Raw genomic sequence first — 16321 nt, 5'->3', positions numbered from 1 at the left:
ATTAACTACATATTCTAATTCAGGGTGGGTGCCAGCTAGTAATAGCCAAGCCCCAGTCCTGAATGTGCAGAAAAGTGTTCATCCTAGAATCGTCATTGATTGAAATAGTGTGCACCGATGAAGCCTATGTCCGGAGAAAATGATCAGAGAGTTGGGCAATATGGGTGGCCTCGTTGCGGTAGCTCTGAGGCCCCACTCTGTGCTCTTTTGAACCTCAACTCCATAGGGATGGCACTATGCCGATAGGCCGACTCCTAAAAGCCGGCCTATCGGTGACGGTCTAACGTCTGCTAACTAGCTGACCTTAACCAGCATCTTTCCGGTGTTAGCGCCATTCATCATGTCGAGGAATGCATCCACGGTGTGATCGATTCCTTCGACAATGGTCTCGTCATAGGCGATCTGACCCTGGCTGAACCAGCCGGTCATCTTTTCGGTGAACTCAGGTGCCAAGTGTAGGTAGCTGCCCAAGGTGAAGCCCTTGAGCTCCAAGCCGCGGGTGATCATGTTGACCATGTTGTCAGGGCCAACGGCCCGTTCGGTGGAGTTGTAGCCGGAAATCGCTCCGCACAGTGCCGCACGTCCACCGGTGTTGAGGGCGTCGAGTGCAGCCTCGAGGTGGTCACCACCGACATTGTCGAAGTAGACGTCGATTCCTTCGGGTGCGGCTGCTGCCAGCTGTTCGCGAACGGGAGCGTCCTTGTAGTTGAAAGCGGCGTCATAGCCGTACTTTTCAGTCAACAGTGCAACCTTCTCATCGGATCCTGCGGAGCCGATGACACGGGAGGCGCCGAGCAGCTTCGCGATCTGTCCAGCTGCGGTGCCCACGGCTCCGGCAGCGCCGGAGATGAACACGGTATCTCCTTGCTTCATCTGTGCCACGGCAGTCAGTCCGACATAAGCGGTCATTCCGGTCATACCCATGATGTGTAGACGCACCGATAGTGGCAGGCCCGGGATTTCTGGGACAACGCGGAAGTCAGCAGCCTCGCCTTGGACGATATCGCTCCATCCGTGCTGGTGAAGGACTACTGAGCCAACCGGGATTTCTTCGGCAGCAGATTCGATAACTCGACCAATGGCGCCACCGGCGATGGTCTCGCCGATCTGGTAGGGGGCGACGTAGGAGCGAGATTCGCTCATCCGGCCACGCATATAGGGATCAACGGAGATGAACTCATTGCGGACCCGTACCTGGCCGGCCTGGGGCTCGGGGTAGGTGATCTGCTCGCTGCGGAAGTTGTCCTGAGTAGGCCAGCCGGTGGGGCGGGAAGCGAGTTGGATGTGGGTGGCGATAGCGTTGGACATGTGGTGCCTGCTTTCTGTGGAGAGGTGAACTAAAAGATTGCGTGGGCCAGTTAACTGGCTAAGCCGATGGCGAGCGCGATGACGCCGAGTGCGGGAATGACCCCCTGTTTGAGGGCCGCTGAACGCTTGTCCGGGCTGGTGATCAGCAGGACAGTTGCTGCGGCGGCCATCGAACCGGCACCGGTGAACACGAGGGTAGCGCCGATTGCAGTATTGCCGAGCGCGAAGGCAATGATGCCGGAAAAGATGGCAATGGCCAGGAAGAGATTGTAGAAGCCCTGGTTAAAGGCCATTTCTTTGGTGGCGAGTGCTTCTTGCTCGGAATTGTTGAATACGGAGCGGGCTCGTTCTCCGGTCCACGCGATGGCCTGGATGTAGAAGATGAAGACGTGTAGCAATGCTGCGATTCCGGTGAGAACGAGTCCAGCGATGATCATGAGTGCCTCCGGGCGGATGTGGTACGGACTTTCTGTAACGACCGTTACAAGCTATTCTGAAACAAGTATTCCAAAAAGTCAAAGGAGGATCACGTGGCACGCGCCCAAGAGTTCGATCGAGAGGCCGTCATAGCCGCGGCCCGAACGCAGTTTTGGGAGACCGGCTACGAAGCAACATCCGTGCCAGCCTTGGAGCGGGCCACGGGGCTGAGCAGATCCAGTATCTACAACAGTTTTGGCTCAAAGAAGGGGCTATTCGACGCCGCCGTCGCCAGCTATGTGTGCGACATTATTCGTACCCGATTGGCCCCATTGCAGCGAAAAATAGTCACTGACAACGCGCTGGCTAACTACCTTGACGGGCTGGCTGAGGCATTTTCAGGTCAGGATTCCATCGCTGCTGCCAATGGCTGCTTGCTACTTAATGCAGCCAGTGCACCCATCGCCAGAGACACTGTCATGGCGCAGGTGTTGGTGGACTATCGGAGCGAACTCCATGAAGCCATGAGCAGGGGAGTCCAGGCATATGGGTTTCGTGGCAAGCAAGCGCTATTGCTTACTGACGCGGTCACCGGGTTAGTGGTCGCCGGTTTTATTACTGTTCGCATCGATGCAAACGGGGCGGTATCCATGATCGAAGCAGCTCAGCACCTATTGGCGGAGCGACCACGAGAGGCCGTGGAACTAGGCCCCAGAGATGAGCTGCCTAGACTTGATTACTCCGATCAGGATTTCTCTAACTAGGCAGCAGCTTTAGGAGGACCGTTGACACCAACACGGATCCGCCAGCTACTTCATGCCTTTCCATACCAACTCGAAACCGTCGATGCATCGCTGCTTAGTCTCGCTATCGTCCATACTCGAGCCACGGACGACTAGTTGGTAGTAGAACACGCCTAAGAGCATATCGAGGGCAGCCTCGATATTGACATCTGCTCTGATTTCATCTCGTCTTTTGGCGGTTTCAAGAGCGGCAAGCAGGTTATCTCGGCGCTTCTTTACATGGGAGTTCCAATAGGCTCTCTGCAGATCAGGGTCTGCCAAGCTCAACTCGAGGCGTTTGCGAAAGCGCCTTAGCGAATAGGTTTTGCCGCGAGATTCTTCACCATGGGTGAACATCATAGTGAACAAGGTCTCTTTTATGTCCCCAGTGGTATCGACCTTTGGGTAGTTGCGCCCTTGATCTAGAGCTGCTGCGATCAAGTCGGCCAAGGAAGGCCATCGGCGATAGATGGCTGCTCGTGAGACCCCGCTTTCTTTTACTAGTGCGCTGATAGAGACTCTCTGATTGCTGTCAATAAGCAGCAGTGCAGCAGCGATAATCCGCTCATCATGCCCTTGTACGCGAGGTCGTCCAGGACCCAGTGGGTTTTCCTTAATAAGGGGCATTAGATAACCACTTTTGCACCTAGCTGAGCGATGAGAGAATCGCTCAAACCTGCTCGCTTGAGCGGGACGAGCGGATCTGAGTACGTCCGGCGAAGGTAGCTCATCAAACCGATCATGGGCGCGGGAGAGAATTCTGTGCGCAAAGCTGCGCGGGCAGCCTGATCGAGGTTGATGCCCATCTCTGTCATTAGTGGTCCCATTATGGGAGCCAATCTATCCCGGATGGCAGCTGAGTTGTGGCCAGTCAGCGCATAATCAGCCACGATGTCTTGTTCTTCTACTCCGACACTGAGCAATAGTGCAGCGGCGAGCACACCGGTGCGATCCTGGCCGGCGGCACAATGAAACGCGACCGTGCCTGGGGAGTGCGCGATGATGGCCAAGGAGGTGACGATTTGGGGAGCTGCATTCTCGAAAATGCGGATATACATCTGTTCGAAACGTGGCTGATTGAGTACTTCCTCGAGTGAAGTGACCGACTGCTTTACCGAAGCCATGAACGGAATATGGTGGTAGCTCACGGGATGAGTCCCCAATACACCTCGACCAGTCATATTGACCTCTGCGAACGAACGCAGATCGATCACGGAATGTAGGCCATTATCTACGAGTGAGAGTGCCGAATCCTCATCAATAAGAGAGATGTCATCGGAACGCCAAATGACTCCTGGCCGGATGCGCCCTGCGGCAGCCTTGATACCGCCTAAGTCCCGGAGGTTCGCCAACGGGGATGGGGTGATGGATGGAATGGTCATGGTCATTATTGGATCCTCTTTCGGATAATGGCGCTGAATTGATCGATGATGGTGACAAGGACAATGATGCAGATGACCATTGCGCTGAGATGCCCATATTCATACCGATTCATAGCGGTGGTCAGTTCTAAGCCGATGCCACCAGCACCGACCAATCCCAGGATGGTGGCACCGCGAATATTGCCCTCGAAAAGCAGCAGGGTATAGCTAGTCAGCATCGGCATTGCCTGGGGGAGAATTGCGTATTGCACTACTTGTCGTTTCGAGGCTCCCACGGATTCCAACGCAGTTATTGGGCCACGGTCGACGGATTCCATAGCTTCGGCGAACACTTTGCCGATTGACCCGATAGACCCGACGGTCATTGCGAGAATGCCAGCGAAGGGGCCAAGCCCGACGGCAGAGACAAACATCAAAGCGATGACCAGATCTGGCAGCGAACGAATGATATTCATCATCCAACGGCAGGGATAGTAGAGCCAGTTAGGGGCGATATTGCTCGACGCACCGAAAGCCGCGATTAGAGCTAAGACAGCTCCAAGGACGGTGCCGACGATGGCCATCTGGAGAGTCTCAATTAATAGATCAACGATGAGTGCAAACTGGGAGAAATCTGGTGGAAAAAGCCGGCCAATAAAGTCGACCATATTGGTGGCGCCTTCACCCAGCATGAGGAAGTTGAACTGTGCACCGTTGGTGGACCAGAAAAAGAAGCCAATGGCAATCAGCAATCCCGTAGCCACGCGGGCACGTGGGACCCGGAATGCTTGTAGTTGACGCTCGATCTCTGCCTGCTGCTTGTCGTTTTGTTGGGGCTCTTGTTTGGTTGAGCGAGCATTGATGATGCTCATTAGTCCGCCTCTGCTTCCTGCTCAATGTCGTATACGGGGGAGAGGTCTTCGGCAGTCAGGTTCTTAGTTTTTCCCTCGATGACAATGGATCCATGGCGGAGCCCAACTATTCGGTCTGAATGTTCCAAAGCAAGCTGCAACACATGCAGGCTGACCAATACCGGTATGTTTTCATCGCGAGCGATATCAGTGAGCAAGTGCAGGACAGTCTCGCTCATCCGTGGATCCAGAGAGGCCACCGGTTCATCAGCGAGAATGAACTTGGGGTTTTGCATGAGCGCCCGTGCAATGGCAACTCGTTGTTGTTGGCCACCGGAAAGCGACCTAGCCGGTTCTAGAGCTTTGTGGGCAATGCCGACTCGATCAAGCAAGTCATAGGCTCGCTGACGATCTGCTGATCGAAAGGTGCCGATCCGGTTGAGAGCTCCAGCGCCGTGAAGGCTTCCCATAAGAACATTGGTCAGAACTGACAAGCGTCCAACTAGGTTGAATTGCTGAAAAACCTGGCCGACCTCGGAACGGAGGGCGCGGAGCTCCCGGTTTTTAACATGGGCTACATCGAAACGACCGGCTTGGACTGTGCCTGAAGTAATCGGTGCGAAACCGGTTAAGGCCTTCATTAAGGTGGATTTTCCTGAACCTGATGAGCCAAGAAGCGCCACAACCTCGCCTTGATAGAGGTCAAGGTCTACTCCGGCAAGGACGATGGGGCTATCTGCGCTGTAGCGAACGTGCAATTGACGGATGTGGATCAAAGAAGATTCAGCCGCAGAAACAGGGTTGGTAGACCTGACAGTCTTGGTAGACCTAGGAGAGACCTTTTCAAGAGTATTCATCGCAGAATTCATGGTTGAATATCCCCTTACCCAAGATCCGAGATATCGACATCGGCAACCGCTGCAATGTCGACGAAGGGCTGGAAAATCTCGGCTTCGGGTTCGATGATTGGATCGACGCCTTCGGGGATCCCCTCGGCGTACACACCGAGGCGATCGGCGTTTTCCTGGCTATAGACCTTGGGCAACGCCTCAATGAGAGCGTCGCGCTTTTCTTCGCTCATATCCTGATTGCCAAGGATCGCGAGGGAGACCGGCATAGAAATGGACTGACCCAAGGAACGGATCTCACCCTCGTCAAATGGGAACATTGGGTTATCTTGGCCGGCCATATCAATGAAGATATTCGAGGTGCAGGCCACGTCAGCCTGTCCGCTTTCCAAGGCCATGAAGCTACGGTCGTGGCCGCCGGAGAGTAGGACCGTGTAGTCCTCATCCATCGTTAATCCGGCTTGGTCGAGCATGTGGATAGGCATGAAATAACCGGAGCTTGATGCCGGATCAGCGAAGGCGATGGTGGTGTCCGCCGTGATGTCATTGAGGTCTTGCAGCGGGGAATCATCCAAGACAATGCAGTTGGAGACCGGCTCTCCATCGCCTGGCCAAGCCACTAGCGCATCAACTTCGCCGGTATTAACTGCCAGCGCGGAGGGGAAGCCGGACATCATCCCGATGTCTTCGTGGCCAGCGCGAATCGCTTCAATGACGGCGGAGTAATTCGGGACATCTGTGACTTCAACGCGATAGCCAGTTTCTTCTTCCAGAAGCTCTTGGATGGCTTCAACCGGTGTCTCAGTGGTCGGGTCATCGGTCAGCGGAAGGGTGGCGAAACGGATGACATCGTTATCTTGAGCGTTTGTCTCAGAGGAATCTGCGGAGCAAGCAGTAAGTCCGAGACCAAGGACAACAGCGGTGGTAGTGATAGCAGTGACTTTGTGCATAGTATGCGAACGCAAAACAGCTTCTTTCTGACAATGCAAGGGTCATGTCGTTCAGTGCGATAGCCCAAGACATGGCGTTTTCTGGGGACATCACTACTAGACCGCACGCAAGTGAAATAGAAATACGAGACTGCTGATACGCATATGGAACATTGCTTGAACAAGAGGTAACGGAATTCGGAGTCTTGTAATTAGCTAGCTAGGGCCTGAGGCGTTCGCTGAAATCTAGCTCTCGAGGAGAGACCGAAAGCAACGCTAGTACTAGTTCTTTTGGCAGCTCGGGCACCAAAATAGATTGCGCCCCTCCATGACTTGCTCCACAATCGGTGCTCCACACACGTAGCACGGCATTCCGAGCCGGCGGTAGACATAGACTTCGCCACCGTGGTCATCTTTGCGCGGGCTGCGGCCCATCGCCTCGGGAGTGTGCTCAGGTCGGACGGTGTCGATCCTGCCGAGGCGAACTCCCTCTGCCATCAGCCCCACTAGGTCCAACCAGATGCTGTCGAACTCTGCTTTGGTGAGTTCATTGCCAGCCCGAAAAGGCGAGATGCCCAACCGAAAAAGCGTCTCAGCGCGATAGATATTGCCTACGCCAGCAAAGAGCTTCTGATCCATTAACAAAGAGCCGATCGATCTTCTAGACCTAGATACTGACTTCCACAGCCGTGCCGGGTATGCATCGCCGCGGAGCGGGTCTTCGCCCAGTTTGGCCACCGCAGCCGCATACTCACCGTCGGTGATGAGCCGACACCACTGCGGTCCCCGAAGATTGGCGGCCTCCGTGCCGTTATCCAGGTGCAAGCGGATCTGGCCATGCAGATCAGAGACCGGCTCGAATTGTAGTTTGCCAATCAATCCGAGATGAATGTGCACAATATGCGTCAAACTGGGTGCATCAAAGTCAATGAACAAGTGTTTGCCCACAGCTTCTGCTTTGTCTATCTGATGTTGATCTAATACTGCTGCCTGGGCCGCAAAGCGACCCTGCGGTGAACTCACTGACAAATCTCGCCCGCGATAGCTATTGTTGAGCGTCTCCGCGAGACGGTGAATGACATGACCTTCAGGCATAGGGGAGAGTCTAACGAGTTAGCCACAGCAGACCTGAACGTGAGTGCCCAGCAGCTCATCGGCGGCGTCGTTAAGCACTTCCTGAGAGAGTGAACAGCACGCGGTAGAGTCGATGGAAGTCATATTCGGGCCATATCGAAGGACACAAGAGCATGCCGCATACGATCGGCTTTGACCGCGAGAAATACATCGAGTTGCAGTCGGAGCACATTAACGCTCGGCGTCGAGAAATCGGCGGCAAACTCTACCTCGAAATGGGCGGCAAACTCTTCGATGATCTGCACGCCTCCCGGGTGCTTCCAGGATTTACCCCGGATAACAAGATCGCGATGCTCGAACGTATCAAGGATGACGTCGAGATTGTCGTTTGCCTCAATGCCAAGGATCTTCAACGGCAGAAGATTCGTGCTGATTTGGGTATTCCCTATGAAGAAGACGCTTTGCGGCTCATCGATGTCTTCCGCGAGCGCGGCTTCCTTGTTGAACACGTCGTGCTCACCCAGTTGACCTTCGATAACTCGATCGCTGAGAGCTTCATCGACCGGCTGGAACGATTGGGCCTGAAGGTCTCTCGCCACCGGGTGATCCCGGGGTACCCCACCGATACTCGCCGGATCGTCTCCGAAGAGGGATTCGGCATCAACGAGTATGTAGAGACCTCCCGAGACCTAGTAGTGGTGACCGCGCCTGGCCCAGGCTCGGGGAAGCTGGCCACCTGCCTCTCGCAGATTTACCACGACTATCAACGGGGAACAGTGGCAGGCTATGCCAAATTTGAGACCTTCCCGATCTGGAATCTCCCCTTAGAACACCCAGTTAACTTGGCTTATGAAGCCGCAACCGTGGACCTAGATGACATCAATCTTATTGACCCCTTCCACCTGGCTGCCTATGGCGAGCAAGTTACAAGCTATAACCGTGACGTTGAAGTTTTCCCGCTATTAAAGACACTCTTTGAGACGTTGGCAGGGGAGAGCCCCTATGCTTCACCCACGGAAATGGGGGTGAACATGGCTGGTTACTGCATCTCTAGTGATCAGGTCTGCCGAGAGGCATCACGCCAAGAGATCATCCGCCGCTATTTCAAGGCATTGGTCGAGGAACGCCGAGAAGAACAAGATGACATGCTCTCTTCTCGGGTGGCCATGGTCATGAGCAAAGCTGGTTGTCGAGTAGATGATCGCCGAGTGGTGGCACCGGCCTTGGCGGTATCTGAGTCAACTGGTGAGCCTGGCTGCGCAATCGAGCTGGCAGATAGATCTATCATTACCGGCAAGACTTCCGAGCTTTTTGGTTGTTCCGCGGCGATGTTGCTCAATGCGTTAAAAAACCTGGCTGGTCTTGAACCCCAAGAACACTTGCTATCGCCAGAATCGATTGAGCCGATCCAGACGCTCAAGACCGAACACCTGGGATCTCGCAATCCTCGGCTACACACCGATGAGGTGCTGATTGCACTATCGGTTTCCGCAGCAGGATCCGAGTCTGCTCGTCGGGCGCTGGCTGAATTGAAAAACCTCCGCGGCTGCGAGGTGCACACCACTACCATCCTGGGTTCGGTGGATGAGAGCATTTTCCGCAACCTTGGTGTCTTGGTTACCTCAGAGCCGGAGTATTGGCGCAAGCGCCTGTATCGCAAGCGTTAGTCATCCAAGCTCGGGGTCACTACGTCGGGCCGTCGAGTTTGTTTAAGGCTGGGCAGTCAGGTTGAGCCAATCGCAGAGATACGCAGAGATTTCTCGCAATCGCAGGGGAGCCTTGTCGCCTTAGCGCTAGGGCGAGACCGTTAGAATTGGAAGCGTGTCCATCAGCAAAATCCTCCTGTACTACCGCTTCACCCCCATCGCGGACCCGAAGGCGGTCATGCTCTGGCAGCGTGACCTCTGCGAGCTGCTGGGGCTACGCGGACGCATCCTTGTCTCAGAGCACGGTATTAACGGCACTGTCGGCGGTGACATTGCCGCTTGTAAACGCTATCGCCGCAAAACTCGTGAATACCCCGGATTCCATGACATGGAGTTCAAGTGGTCAGAGGGAGGAGCGGAGGACTTTCCCAAACTTTCGGTCAAGGTTCGCGATGAGATCGTCTCCTTCGGCGCGCCGGGTGAGCTCAAAGTCGATGAGGATGGAGTCATCGGCGGCGGTGTGCATCTAGCGCCGGAGGAAGTCAACGAGCTTGTCGACACTCGCGGAGACGATGTCGTCTTCTTTGATGGACGTAATGCGATGGAGGCGCAAATCGGGCGCTTCCGTGATGCGGTGGTCCCAGAGGTTGACACCACTCATGATTTCATCGATGAGATCGAATCAGGCAAATATGACTGGATGAAAGACCGGCCAGTGGTGACCTATTGCACCGGTGGGGTGCGCTGTGAAGTGTTGTCATCAGTGATGAAAAACCGTGGATTCTCCGAGGTCTATCAAGTCGACGGCGGCATTGTTCGCTACGGCGAAAAGTACGGCAACGCTGGCCTCTGGGAAGGATCTCTCTACGTCTTCGATCGACGGATGCACGTGGAGTTTGGAGAAGATCACAAACGCTTGGGAAAGTGTGTCCACTGCGAAAAGCCCACGGATACTTTCGTCAATTGCGTCAACGAAGATACCTGCCGGAGGCAAGTGCTCATTTGTGCTGAGTGCTTCGCTCAGCCAGAAACTAGGCACTGTGGGCGAGCTGACTGCGCCGAGGTTGCGATTAAGGCATTAACGCAGTGATCAGGACCTGGCCCACGGTCAGCATCCACATCATGCAAAACGGGACCATGAACCAGAACACACCCATCCAAGTACGCCAGCGGGTATAGGATTTTAGCTTCCGGTTCATGATGATCGCGGTGCCGAATACGCCAACGATTGGCACGATACTGGTGACAATCGGCCACCAAATTTGGGAGCTACGGGTACATAGCCAGGTGGCTTCACCAGTGGTACATTCTGGTCCACCGATCATCCGAGTGATCAGCAGCAGCAGGAAACCCATCCCGAAAGTAATACCGGGGATAGCCGCCAACCAGATCATTGCCTGCCGGCTGGATTGACGGTTGCGCTCGGCTTGGACCGCAGGATCAATGGAAGACGCTAGATCTTCGGCAGTCTGTGGTGATGGGGGACGGAGATTTGCGAAGTCGGCATCTGTAGTCAGGTCATTTTCAGGGTGTTCGAGAAATCCCCGCCAACCCCGGCCCCGAGAGGTCGGTTGCTCCTTATCCGGTGGTTGTTCGCTCATGTGGACCACTCTAGCCTCGTGGGCTAAGGACTTGGGACGGGATGGATAACCACGGGGACACGGACGTGTCGGAGAAACTCCGTCGCGGTAGAACCGAGGAAGACTCGTGCGATTGGACCTACTGGATTAGAGCCCATAATGAGCAGGTCACCCTTCTTCCATTTAAGGGCATCGATGGCCCCGGCCCACCCTGATCCAGAACCGATTTCGGATTCGACGGATAGCTCGGGATAAGCGTCATGGACGATATCGTGTGCACGATCCAGCATCGCTAAGGAATGCTCACGCCATTCATCAACCAGTTCCCTGGTGAAATCGAGCTTCTTGTTTACTGGCGAATCTGCGATTCCGGAAGGCGAAAATGCTAGGACTCGAAGTGGGACCCCTAACGCATCAGCTCTCTGTGCGGCAAAGCGTAGGGAAGTATCGTTTTCATCGCCGTGGCTATCCAGGAAGGCGAAATTAAGGCGAGTGACTCCGCGTTTGGACAATTTGGTCGCCCGTGGTGCCAAGCCCAACGGGCGGGGAGAAGAATGCAGGAGCGCATCGGCCGTGGATCCGGCGAGGAAACGTCCCTTGGCTGCGGCAGCATTCGAACCAAGAATGATTAGGTCAGCGTCGAAATCATCGGCAGCCTCGGTCAAGAGGATGGCCTCTGAGGGGCCATCAGCGAATACTGAAATTTCTTTATCCCAGGAGCTGCGAGCCACCCCAACATCGGATAGCGCTTGTTTGACTGATTTCTCGCTGAGCTCGGCCTCCCGATGAAACCAACGCTGATACTTGCCACCTAGTTTGCTCAGCGAGGTGGCAGGCCAGGGGCGCACGAAAGTACTGACTACGCGAATTCGCACGTCAGTGGTACGGCTGAGCCAAGCTGCAAACTCCAGCGCTTCAGGGCCAGGGGAGTCTGGACGCCACGCGACTAACACCCGCAAAGGAGTGGATAGGGAATCGAACTCGGAAATTGAGGAAGTGAAAGTAGATGCCATTCAACTAACGAGGGTTGGAGGAGGTAAAAATGGTCTATCTAGCCCATTATCCCCTTTTAGCCCTCCTTAGTGTCAATTTTCTCTACCCCGTAGCTATCAGCGAGTTTATTAATAATGTCGCTGAGCTCGATTGCCCGTGTGAGATCTTCGTCGCTGAGAGTGCTGAACATCTCTGACAAGTACTTGTTACGTTCTTCTCCCACACGCAGGAGCTCGTTGCGGCCTAGTTGAGTTAGCGCGACGCGTACCCCTCGGCGGTCTGTCTCGTCCCGGATTCTCTCTACCAATTCACGCTGCTCCAATTGGTGCAGCGCGTTGGATGCGGTGGGCATCCTGATTCCCTCTTCTCGCGCGATGTGGCTGATACGGGAAGGGCCGTTTTCGTTGAGACGGGCCAGAATCGATAGCTGTGGTCCGGTGAGATCTGATTGTTCAGCGATCCGGAAGTGCATCACATAGAGCTTGGTCAGAGCCGGGCGGATTCGGGCAGCTAAATCCTCGGGAGTCGGGTTGGTCATATTTCCTATGATAGACAGGTTAGCCCGACAAACGAATCTGCTCTTGCAAACTGATTACTCAGTACTACTCCGCAGCACCGATGATGAAGGCTTCTAGTTGGGTACGGGCCTCATCATCGCCCAGCTGAACAGGAGGCGACTTCATCAGGTAAGCACTGGCGGGCAGGACTGGGCCAGAGACTTTCCGGTCGAGGGCAATCTTGGCGGCTCGGACGGCGTCGATGATGATTCCGGCAGAGTTGGGAGAATCCCAGACCTCGAGCTTGTACTCAAGATTGAGCGGTACTTCGCCGAAGGCAGTGCCCTCGAGGCGGACATAGGCCCATTTGCGGTCATCAAGCCATTCGACATAGTCCGAGGGGCCGATGTGGACATTGCGGTCTTGGACCTTGCCAGCCAAGGGGCCCTCGTGCAGATTGGAGGTGACAGCCTGAGTTTTGGAGATCTTCTTCGATTCGAGACGATCCCGGTCGAGCATATTTTTAAAGTCCATGTTGCCACCGACATTGAGCTGCATCGTCCGATCTAGGCGTACCCCGCGATCTTCGAAGAGTTTGGCCATCACCCGGTGGGTGATGGTCGCGCCGACCTGAGACTTAATGTCATCGCCGACGATGGGCAATCCGGCGTCGATAAATTTCTGTGCCCACACCGGATCAGAGGCAATAAAGACGGGCAGTGCGTTGACGAAGGCACAGCCAGCATCGATCGCAGCTTGAGCATAGAATTTATCGGCTTGTTCGGAGCCGACGGGAAGATAGGACACGACAACGTCGACGTTGGCCTCGCGGAATGCCTGAGCTACATCGACTGGCTCGGCGGAAGACTCCTCGACAGAATCTCGGTAGTGGGTGCCTAGGCCATCGATGGTCGGCCCGCGCTGGACACTAATTCCGGTAGCGGGAACATCTGCGATCTTGATGGTGCAGTTATTGGAGGCATCAATGGCCTCGGCCAGATCATGTCCCACCTTTGCTGCATCGACATCGAACGCGGCTACGAACTCGACGTCGCTGACATGATAATCGCCGAAAGTGACATGCATCAGCCCCGGAACCTTTTCCTCGGCGGGGGTATGTCGGTAGAACTCGACACCTTGGACCAGGGAGCTGGCGCAGTTGCCGACTCCGACAATCGCTACGCGAACCTTGCTCATTAAAACCTTCATTTCTCAAGAATCAGGCGCAGGCTTCGGGCCTCGTCGCCGACGGTGGAGCAAAGACTCCCATGTTGGAAAGCCCATCCTAAACCGGAAAATGAAGGAAACTTCGCCTATCGACTGACGGTATCGATTCAGTAGCGCGAAGCGATAGGATCGGCCTCGTGGTTGTTTATCGCAATGAAGTGTCCCATCTGTGGCAGCGCCAGAGTCTGCTCCGGAAGTGGCAGAAGGGTGAGATCCGCCGGGAGGAAATCTGCGATGCGGAATTCCTTCTTATGACCGCTGCGAAATACCACGGCACGCCAGCCCCCCGGGTGTGTCCGGTGTGTGGAGCCGACGGGCTGCGCGTGGTCCAGTGGATCCATGGGGAGCAGCTAGGTCGAATGTCTGGAACCGCTCGAAGTGATCAAGAGATTGCCAAAATCGCTGCTACCGGCCGGGAGGTGACTGTACACACAGTTGAGGTTTGCCCGGAGTGCAGATGGAATCACCTGCTCAAGGCTGTTACTGCTGTTGCAGAGTAACTATGCGAGGACACGGGCATTAAGTGGTTCCCTCATCGCATAATAAAGAAGTAGTGTTCACTGTGATAACGGAGTGATCGGCGATAGCAGCGGGGACGACAATTGTCTGAAGAGAAAAACGAGTCCACTAAGGACACGAAGAACAAGGATAAATCGAGCGACTCGAAAAAGCCGAGTCGCCGTCGCTCCGTGGGCATTGTGCTGCTGGGAGTGCTCTTGGCAGCGATTCTTATCCCGCTCGGAGTGTTTGTAGTCGCCTACGCCACCTATGACGTTCCGGAACCAGAGGAAGTGACCTCGAAGCAGGTTTCCTCGATTTATGCTTCGGATGCTGAGACTGAATTGGCACGGATCGTGCCGCCAGAAGGCAACCGTCGACAGGTTGAGCTTGAGGAAGTCCCCGAGCATGTGCAAAATGCCGTGCTAGCGGCCGAGGACCGAGAGTTTTGGACCAATATTGGTTTCTCTGTGACCGGTTTTGGCCGTGCAGTTGTCGGCCAACTCACCGGTGACGGTTCGGCCGGTGGCGGTTCCACCATCACCCAGCAGTATGTGAAGAACTCACTGGTGGGCGATGATTATTCCTACGTACGCAAGGCTCGTGAGCTGGTCTATTCGGTGAAAATGACCAACGAATGGAGCAAGGAAGATATCCTCGCGGCCTACCTCAACACGGTCTACTTGGGCCGCAATGCCTATGGCATAGAAGCCGCCTCGCATGCCTACTTCGACAAGCCAGTCTCTGAGCTCACCGTCGAGGAAGGCGCATTGCTGGCTGCGATTATCCAGCTGCCCAGCCAGCTTGATCCCTGGAATGACCCAGTCGGTGCAGAGACGCGATGGAACTACGTCCTTGACGGCATGGTCGAGATGGGCGAGCTCTCCGCGGAAGAGCGCGAAGGCATGGTCTTCCCCGAGACCCGCGATCCGGCGGAATACTCGGCCTACACCGAGGCCACCGGAACCAACGGCATGATCAAGAACAATGTCATTGCAGAGCTAGGAGAGGTGGGCATTACTGAAGAGGACATGACCACCCGCGGTCTGCAGATCACTACGACGATTGATACGAAGACACAAGAGGCGACCCTTGATTCAGTAGAAGCCGAGCTAGCCGGCCTACAGGAGGACGCGCGCGCAGCTGTCGTGTCCATCGAGCCGGGCACCGGCGCGGTTCGTTCCTATTTCGGTGGAGATGACGCGACTGGTTGGGACTATGCCAACGCTGGTTTGCAGACTGGTTCTACCTTCAAGATCTTCGGCCTAGCCGCAGCACTCCAGCAGGGAATCCCCCTGTCGGCCATGTATGACTCATCGCCAGTCAGCCTCCCCGGTGACATCGTGGTCAACAACTGGGACAATTCCGACTCCGGATACACCACCATTGCGGAAGCGTTGAAGAGGTCCTACAACACTAGCTTCATCCGCCTCCAAGATGATCTGTACAACACCACCCAGGACACCGCAGATATGGCGCATGCTCTTGGTGTAGCGCGATCGCTACCGGGTGTTCCAGCTACTCTCACCGAAAATGGTGGCCAGCCTTATGAGGGCATCATCCTTGGTCAGTATCAGTCCCGAGCCATCGACATGTCTACGGCGTTGGCTACCGTGGCCAACGGTGGCGTATGGCATGAGACCCACTTCGTTGAGCGAGTCGAGACCAGCGATGGAGAGGTTCTCTACGAGCATGAGGTGGGCGAAGGTGAGCGCCGGGTTTCCGAGCTAGTCGCCGCCAATCTGCTTAGCGCTATGGAACCGATAGCTGGTTACTCCAGTAGCGCGCTAGCTGAAGGACGCACATCAGCAGCTAAAACCGGAACTGCACAGCTGGGCGATACCGGACAGAATAAAGATGCCTGGATGATTGGCGCGACGCCTCAGCTATCTACGGCCGTGTGGGTTGGAACAGCGGATAACACTTCTGCCATCTTCAATGAATGGGGCGGAAACATGTTCGGTTCCAACGCCCCTTCTGCCATTTGGAAGTCCACTCTCGACGGCGCCTTGGAAGGGCAGGAAGTCCTCGAATTCGATTCTCCCGGTCAGATCAACTTCGGCAGCGCGCCGAATCAGCTCTACTACGACCCGGTTCCCGCTTATACCCCGCCAGCTTACACCACACCCGCGGAGGCCGAGCCCACTGAGGAAGAGGCGTCAGAGCCGGAGCCCGTAGAAGAAGAGCCCGCGCCCGCCCCAGAGGTCGTAGTACCTGAGGTTCCCACTCCAGACGAGCCCGAAGGTGGAGGAATTGAGATCGCACCTGGCTTGGTCATTCCTGATTTCTTAACTGGTTAGGATCTTCACC

At 55.3% G+C, this 16321-nt stretch carries 17 protein-coding genes; 5 read left to right on the top strand and 12 right to left on the bottom strand.

Translation table 11 applies throughout. The features are described from left to right. Nucleotides 1–294: 294 nt before the first annotated feature. Both C5L39_RS09420 and C5L39_RS09415 read right to left on the bottom strand, forming a co-directional pair. Nucleotides 295–1308, bottom strand: coding sequence for an NADP-dependent oxidoreductase (locus tag C5L39_RS09420; RefSeq protein ID WP_123048664.1), 1014 nt, complete (start codon nt 1306–1308; stop codon nt 295–297). Nucleotides 1309–1358: 50 nt separating this feature from the next. Next, the gene (locus C5L39_RS09415) at nt 1359–1745 is read right to left on the bottom strand and encodes a DUF1304 domain-containing protein (RefSeq protein WP_123048663.1); all 387 of its coding nucleotides are present in this window, start codon (nt 1743–1745) and stop codon (nt 1359–1361) included. Nucleotides 1746–1838: 93 nt separating this feature from the next. Between C5L39_RS09415 and C5L39_RS09410 the strand changes: the two genes are divergently transcribed. Then, nucleotides 1839–2489 (top strand): TetR/AcrR family transcriptional regulator, encoded by a 651-nt coding sequence (locus C5L39_RS09410; RefSeq protein WP_123048662.1) that lies wholly within the window; start codon nt 1839–1841, stop codon nt 2487–2489. A gap of 45 nt (nt 2490–2534) precedes the next feature. On the opposite strand, the gene C5L39_RS09405 is transcribed toward C5L39_RS09410, so the two are convergent. The 6 genes from C5L39_RS09405 to C5L39_RS09380 form a co-directional block, all read right to left on the bottom strand. Continuing rightward, nucleotides 2535–3134, bottom strand: coding sequence for a TetR/AcrR family transcriptional regulator (locus tag C5L39_RS09405; protein ID WP_123048661.1), 600 nt, complete (start codon nt 3132–3134; stop codon nt 2535–2537). After that, nucleotides 3134–3889: a tyrosine-protein phosphatase gene (locus C5L39_RS09400; RefSeq protein WP_245974966.1), complete on the bottom strand. Its 756-nt coding sequence runs from the start codon at nt 3887–3889 to the stop codon at nt 3134–3136. The genes C5L39_RS09405 and C5L39_RS09400 overlap by 1 nt, the downstream gene beginning before the upstream one ends. Nucleotides 3890–3894: 5 nt before the next feature. Beyond that, nucleotides 3895–4740: a phosphonate ABC transporter, permease protein PhnE gene (gene phnE, locus C5L39_RS09395; protein ID WP_123048659.1), complete on the bottom strand. Its 846-nt coding sequence runs from the start codon at nt 4738–4740 to the stop codon at nt 3895–3897. Then, nucleotides 4740–5588 (bottom strand): phosphonate ABC transporter ATP-binding protein, encoded by an 849-nt coding sequence (locus C5L39_RS09390; protein ID WP_245974965.1) that lies wholly within the window; start codon nt 5586–5588, stop codon nt 4740–4742. The genes phnE and C5L39_RS09390 overlap by 1 nt, the downstream gene beginning before the upstream one ends. Nucleotides 5589–5602: 14 nt before the next feature. Beyond that, nucleotides 5603–6532 carry a phosphate/phosphite/phosphonate ABC transporter substrate-binding protein gene (phnD, locus tag C5L39_RS09385; RefSeq protein ID WP_245974964.1) on the bottom strand — a complete coding sequence of 310 codons (930 nt, stop codon included), beginning with the start codon at nt 6530–6532 and terminating at the stop codon, nt 5603–5605. Between the two features lie 246 nt (nt 6533–6778). Then, nucleotides 6779–7591: an Fpg/Nei family DNA glycosylase gene (locus C5L39_RS09380; protein WP_123048657.1), complete on the bottom strand. Its 813-nt coding sequence runs from the start codon at nt 7589–7591 to the stop codon at nt 6779–6781. 152 nt (nt 7592–7743) lie between these two features. Between C5L39_RS09380 and C5L39_RS09375 the strand changes: the two genes are divergently transcribed. After that, on the top strand, nt 7744–9237 hold the full coding sequence (locus C5L39_RS09375; protein ID WP_123048656.1) for a DUF1846 domain-containing protein: 1494 nt from the start codon (nt 7744–7746) through the stop codon (nt 9235–9237). A 154-nt stretch (nt 9238–9391) separates the two neighbouring features. Then, nucleotides 9392–10306 (top strand): oxygen-dependent tRNA uridine(34) hydroxylase TrhO, encoded by a 915-nt coding sequence (trhO, locus tag C5L39_RS09370; RefSeq protein WP_123048655.1) that lies wholly within the window; start codon nt 9392–9394, stop codon nt 10304–10306. Here the strand turns inward: trhO and C5L39_RS09365 are convergent. The 4 genes from C5L39_RS09365 to C5L39_RS09350 all read right to left on the bottom strand — a co-directional run bounded on the left by C5L39_RS09365 (nt 10287) and on the right by C5L39_RS09350 (nt 13483). Then, nucleotides 10287–10817: a hypothetical protein gene (locus tag C5L39_RS09365; protein ID WP_245974963.1), complete on the bottom strand. Its 531-nt coding sequence runs from the start codon at nt 10815–10817 to the stop codon at nt 10287–10289. The genes trhO and C5L39_RS09365 overlap by 20 nt on opposite strands. Nucleotides 10818–10840: 23 nt before the next feature. Further along, nucleotides 10841–11809 carry a universal stress protein gene (locus C5L39_RS09360; protein WP_123048654.1) on the bottom strand — a complete coding sequence of 323 codons (969 nt, stop codon included), beginning with the start codon at nt 11807–11809 and terminating at the stop codon, nt 10841–10843. 56 nt (nt 11810–11865) lie between these two features. Next, nucleotides 11866–12327 carry a MarR family winged helix-turn-helix transcriptional regulator gene (locus C5L39_RS09355; RefSeq protein ID WP_123048653.1) on the bottom strand — a complete coding sequence of 154 codons (462 nt, stop codon included), beginning with the start codon at nt 12325–12327 and terminating at the stop codon, nt 11866–11868. A 64-nt stretch (nt 12328–12391) separates the two neighbouring features. Continuing rightward, on the bottom strand, nt 12392–13483 hold the full coding sequence (locus C5L39_RS09350; protein WP_165858028.1) for an inositol-3-phosphate synthase: 1092 nt from the start codon (nt 13481–13483) through the stop codon (nt 12392–12394). 167 nt (nt 13484–13650) lie between these two features. Here C5L39_RS09350 and C5L39_RS09345 point away from each other — a divergent pair, with 167 nt between their 5' ends. Next, on the top strand, nt 13651–14013 hold the full coding sequence (locus C5L39_RS09345; protein WP_123048651.1) for a DUF5318 family protein: 363 nt from the start codon (nt 13651–13653) through the stop codon (nt 14011–14013). Nucleotides 14014–14115: 102 nt separating this feature from the next. After that, the gene (locus C5L39_RS09340; RefSeq protein WP_123048650.1) at nt 14116–16311 is read left to right on the top strand and encodes a transglycosylase domain-containing protein; all 2196 of its coding nucleotides are present in this window, start codon (nt 14116–14118) and stop codon (nt 16309–16311) included. Nucleotides 16312–16321: the final 10 nt, after the last annotated feature.

It is taken from the genome of Corynebacterium alimapuense (assembly GCF_003716585.1).
Classification (GTDB): domain Bacteria; phylum Actinomycetota; class Actinomycetes; order Mycobacteriales; family Mycobacteriaceae; genus Corynebacterium; species Corynebacterium alimapuense.
Note: the sequence above shows the minus strand (reverse complement) of the source record. Positions and strands in the feature narration are given on the sequence as shown.